This window comes from Dehalococcoidia bacterium (assembly GCA_028711995.1).
GTDB lineage: Bacteria > Chloroflexota > Dehalococcoidia > SZUA-161 > SpSt-899 > JAQTRE01.
In genome coordinates, this window is record JAQTRE010000185.1 from 1 (window position 1) to 4,320 (window position 4,320).

At 53.7% G+C, this 4,320-nt stretch carries 3 protein-coding genes and 2 pseudogenes; 3 read left to right on the forward strand and 2 right to left on the reverse strand.

Features of this window, described 5'->3' with window-relative positions; all coding sequences use genetic code 11:
* The first annotated feature begins 129 nt into the window (after positions 1–129).
* The 3 genes and pseudogenes from PHV74_15080 (at position 130) to PHV74_15090 (ending at position 2,135) form a co-directional block, all read left to right on the forward strand.
* A pseudogene (locus PHV74_15080) lies at positions 130–255 on the forward strand (CopG family transcriptional regulator).
* Positions 240–326 (forward strand): annotated as a pseudogene (locus PHV74_15085) (type II toxin-antitoxin system PemK/MazF family toxin). The pseudogenes PHV74_15080 and PHV74_15085 overlap by 16 nt, the downstream one beginning before the upstream one ends.
* A 306-nt stretch (positions 327–632) precedes the next feature.
* Positions 633–2,135, forward strand: a complete 1,503-nt coding sequence (locus tag PHV74_15090) for a DEAD/DEAH box helicase (protein ID MDD5095679.1) — start codon at positions 633–635, stop codon at positions 2,133–2,135.
* A 350-nt stretch (positions 2,136–2,485) separates the two neighbouring features.
* Here the strand turns inward: PHV74_15090 and PHV74_15095 are convergent, their stop codons facing one another.
* The gene (locus PHV74_15095) at positions 2,486–2,902 is read right to left on the reverse strand and encodes a Zn-ribbon domain-containing OB-fold protein (protein MDD5095680.1); all 417 of its coding nucleotides are present in this window, start codon (positions 2,900–2,902) and stop codon (positions 2,486–2,488) included.
* A gap of 1 nt (position 2,903) precedes the next feature.
* Positions 2,904–4,058 (reverse strand): acetyl-CoA acetyltransferase, encoded by a 1,155-nt coding sequence (locus tag PHV74_15100; protein MDD5095681.1) that lies wholly within the window; start codon positions 4,056–4,058, stop codon positions 2,904–2,906.
* Between the last annotated feature and the right edge of the window lie 262 nt (positions 4,059–4,320).

Sequence of the window (4,320 nt, forward strand, 5' to 3'; positions counted from 1 at the left end):
AACTGGTCTACGCTCTTATATGCGAAGACTTCAGCGGAAAACTGATAAAATCGCACGATTCTTTCATCCTGACTCGGTACGTTATGCAAAGGCCTAACCTGAAACATATTTAATTGCCGGAATAATAATGAAAAACTCACCCGATTCGAGCGTGTTCGCTTGGCTGAGGAATGCGCAAGACTGGACCCTAATGCTGAACAAGCACTAGCAGAAGAAGGATTATCCGAGGAGCTGGCTCAATGGCCCGAATATTGAGAGGGGAAATCCGCTGGGCTGATCTGAATCCGGTTAAGGGGCGTGAACAAGTTGGTAAGCGCCCCGGATTGGTTCAATTGTCTGTAATCGTCTGTCATCCATGATCAGCTGCATGCCCCCAATCATAAACGATCTGCTCAAAATCTTTAAGACTCATTTTGCAGTAGAAATCGATCCCCGGTTCAGGCGCATCTTGTATTGGAAGAGACTAGCGGATGAATTCGGGGGCCTTTTGTGCTATGCTTAAAGCATATGTTTGAAAGCAACCAGCAGAATGGTAGGGATCATAGTTGATACGCCGCATCTTTAGAAGCATTCGAAACCGCGTTCGAGGGGCAGACAATAGCCCAGAGAAGCCCCCACAGATCAATGTAATAGTGGAGCGCCCCAAGGCCAAAGAACCCGATCCCAGCGCTCTCTCGCAGCAACCGCCATCGCCTGTTCGGACGCCCAGACTGGAGCAGAAACCCTCTTCTTCTTCTCCGGAATCTGCATCGGAACAACGCCCCAAGCCTCCTCCCAAACCGCGTTGGGATATCTCACAGTTCGAGGTTCCCCCGGTGGAGGAAAAAACTCGCTTCCATGACCTCGATATCCCGACGAGCATTATGCATGCCATTGCCGACCTTGGATTTGAGTATTGCACTCCCATTCAGGCAGCGATCCTTCCCAAGGCTCTGACCGGCATGGATGCCAATGGCCGTGCGCAGACAGGCACCGGCAAGACCGCCGCATTTTTGATCACGATCCTCAAGCGATTGCAAGGCAAGCCGCTGAAAGAGAAACGCAATCCTGGAACTCCTCGGGCTCTAATCATCGTCCCCACACGAGAGCTGGCCCTCCAAGTCAAAAAGGATGCCCTCAGTCTGGGAAAGTATTGCCGACTCAGTACCGTCGCTGTCTTTGGCGGCATGGATTACCAGAAACAAAAGCAGTTGCTGGAAGAAAAACTGGTTGATATCGTGGTGGCTACACCGGGTCGGCTTTTAGACTTCAAACGGCAGGGGGATATAGACCTGAGCAAAGTGGAGATACTGATTATCGATGAAGCCGATCAGATGCTCGATATGGGGTTCATTCCCGATGTGCGCCAGATCATCCAGAGCACCCCACCCAAGACTGTTCGACAAACCATGCTCTTCGGAGCTACACTCACGCCAGCAGTTACCAGGCTCGCTTCACAGTGGACAAGAGACCCGTTTGCCGTCGATATCAAGCCGGAACAGGTGACGGTAGACACTATCGACCAGATTGTGTATCTGGTTACAGCCCAGCAGAGATACAACTTGCTTTACAATGTGATCAGCCAACAGGAACTCAAGAGGGTGATGGTTTTCTGCAATCGCCGTGATCAAACCCGGAAGCTGGAGAATCGTCTCAGGGCTAACGGCATCAATTGCGCCTTCATCTCAGGAGAAGTGGATCAGAAGAAGCGAATTCAAACACTGGAGGACTTTCGCGCAGGGAAAATCAGGGTGCTGGTGGCCACCGATGTGGCCGGACGAGGCATTCATGTCGATGACGTCAGTCATGTGGTCAACTACAACTTGCCCGTCGATCCTGAGGACTATGTGCATCGAATCGGAAGAACCGGAAGAGCCGGCGCCCGCGGCACATCCATCAGCTTCGCCACCGAGGACGAGTCGTTCTATCTTCCCGGAATAGAGACCTTCATCGGACAGAAGCTGAAATGCATCTATCCCGAGGATCGTTTACTCGTTCACCCACCACCACCCCAATTTATGCCGCAACAGGGGACCGCTTCAAATGGCCCGCCACTACCAAAGCGTCCTCCCCAGAGACGGCGGCAGCCGCCCCGCAGAGACGGAAACCGGCCGCCTTCGAGTCGATCTGGCGGGACTTCCCATCCTACCGCATAAGCAACGGTTCATCTCTCGGCACGCCTGATCTACCATCGAAGGGGTTTGATCGTAGTTGCTCCATCGGAAATCCCGGAGGCTTTCCAGAGTATATACTCCATCCGCCTTCTCCAGCAGTCTGCTTTTGATTGCCATGCCCCGCAACTCGCCCATCAGGGCAATGGGCTCAAGCGCTGAAACCGGGCATTGGGTTGTGGGGCAGCGAGGGATATCGATGGCTACAATCGGACCTTTGGTCGTCGCGAATGTCCCAGCAGAGAGTCCCCGATAAGTACGGAGGTTAACCGACAGTTACTGCCAAGTCCACATGTCGATATCAGAACTCTGGGTAGCGGGGTTCGTGTCTTCTTCTAAATGACAGGGGTTGGCCGGAACTTCGGCAAGGATATCAGGGGCGTGACATCCTCAAAGACCACTTCAACCGGCATGTCGATCTTCAGATCTTCCCATTGGCATTCCACGATATTGGTCATCATGCGCACACCCTCTTCCAGATCGACAAGCGCCAGGCAGTAGGGAACATCTTTCTGAAAAGCCTGCAAGGGGGGCCTGTTCGACACGGTGAAGGAATATATCTTCCCTCTCCCGCTTACCCTGGACCATTCGGTGTTATAGGAAAAGCAATTGGGACAGATGGAGCGAGGATAGAATCTGAACTTCCCGCAATCCCGGCACTTCTGGAGCCAGAGCTCATGCTTCTTCGCCTTCTCCCAGAATGGCCTTGTTTCTTCGTGGATAGCAGGCAGGGGTTTCTTATAATCCACCATTTCAATCCCTCCCCAGGATGACCGTCGAACTGGAGGAAAGCGCCACACCGATGCCGTTGCACAGAACCACACGAGCCCCCGGTACTTGCCTCTCCCCGCATGTGCCCCTGAGCTGACGCACCGCTTCAATCAGGAGAAAGATGCCGTACATCCCGCTGTGAGTAAAGGACAGCCCCCCACCATTGGTGTTCATCGGAAATTTGCCCCCGGGAGCAGTGGTCTGCCCGGTTACAAAAAAGCCGCCCTCTCCCTTCCGGCAAAACCCCAGATCCTCCAGTTGCAACAGCACGGTGATGGTAAAGCAGTCATACAGTTCCGCCACATCGATATCTTTGGCGGTGAGCCCGGCCATTTTGAAGGCGGCTTCCCCCGAAATTTTGGCTGAGGTGCAGGTCAAATCGGGCATACTGGATATTCCCATGTGGCTATGAGATTCCCCACATCCCAGTATCCATGCCGGTGGATGCCTTAGATTCCTGGCGCGCTCCGCGGAAGTCACGATGATGGCTCCACCGGCATCGGTGACTAGGCAGCAATCGAGCAGGTGAAGCGGCGAGCAGATCATGGGCGAATGGATAACGTCCGCAATCGTAATCGGGGTTCTCATCATGGCCAGCGGGTTCAGCGAGGCCCACTTCCGTGTGGCCACGGCAATTTCCGCCAACTGTTCGCTCGTTGTGCCATACTGATACATATGGCGTTGCGCAGCCAGGGCATAACTGCCCGTCAGCCATCCCCCATAGGGCATTTCAAACTGGGCCATCGAAGACGTGGGCTCGTTTAGCGCTGTCAGAAACACACCGCGCTTTCTATCCGAATAAGTCGTTGCGGCATAACAAATCAGCACTGTATGACAAATCCCTGCCGCGATAGCCGCTGCCGCATGCTGGACATGCATTTCAAAAGAGGCCCCACCCGCATGGGTGGCATCGGTGAACCGGGGCTGAATATTGAGATACTCCCCCACTTCCATAGTGGCCAGACCGAAGATGCCGGAGCAACACAAGCCATCGATATCGCTCTTTTTCAGGCCGGCATCATTCAGCGCGCGCGACGTGGCTTGAGCGATAAGCTCCATCTGGGACTTATCCGGCACGATCCCGCAATCTGACTCAGCAACCCCCACAATGGCCGCTTTTTTCGTCAGGGTGCCCATTACAACATCTACCTTTCGATCAGGCGTTAGCCATCAGCGCTCCGCTTTCAGCACTCCTTCTGGAAGTGAGTATCTGACTGGCAAGAGGATGGCCACAGAGATTATAACAAACCCGTATCTGCCCGTTCAAGGAGTAGTCTCGTCCAACACAAGATGAGCCTTAAAGATTTTGAGCGACTCGTCTATGATCGGGACCATGCGGCTGATCATGGATGACAGAAGTTTGCAGACAGCCGAACAAATCGAGCGATTTTTGGAGGGG

What these genes read in the sequence shown, in the direction of transcription:
- PHV74_15095 (MDD5095680.1), bottom strand. Translation starts at nt 2,902, where the DNA reads ATGGTGGATTATAAGAAACCCCTGCCTGCTATCCACGAAGAAACAAGG.
- PHV74_15100 (MDD5095681.1), bottom strand. Translation starts at nt 4,058, where the DNA reads ATGGGCACCCTGACGAAAAAAGCGGCCATTGTGGGGGTTGCTGAGTCA.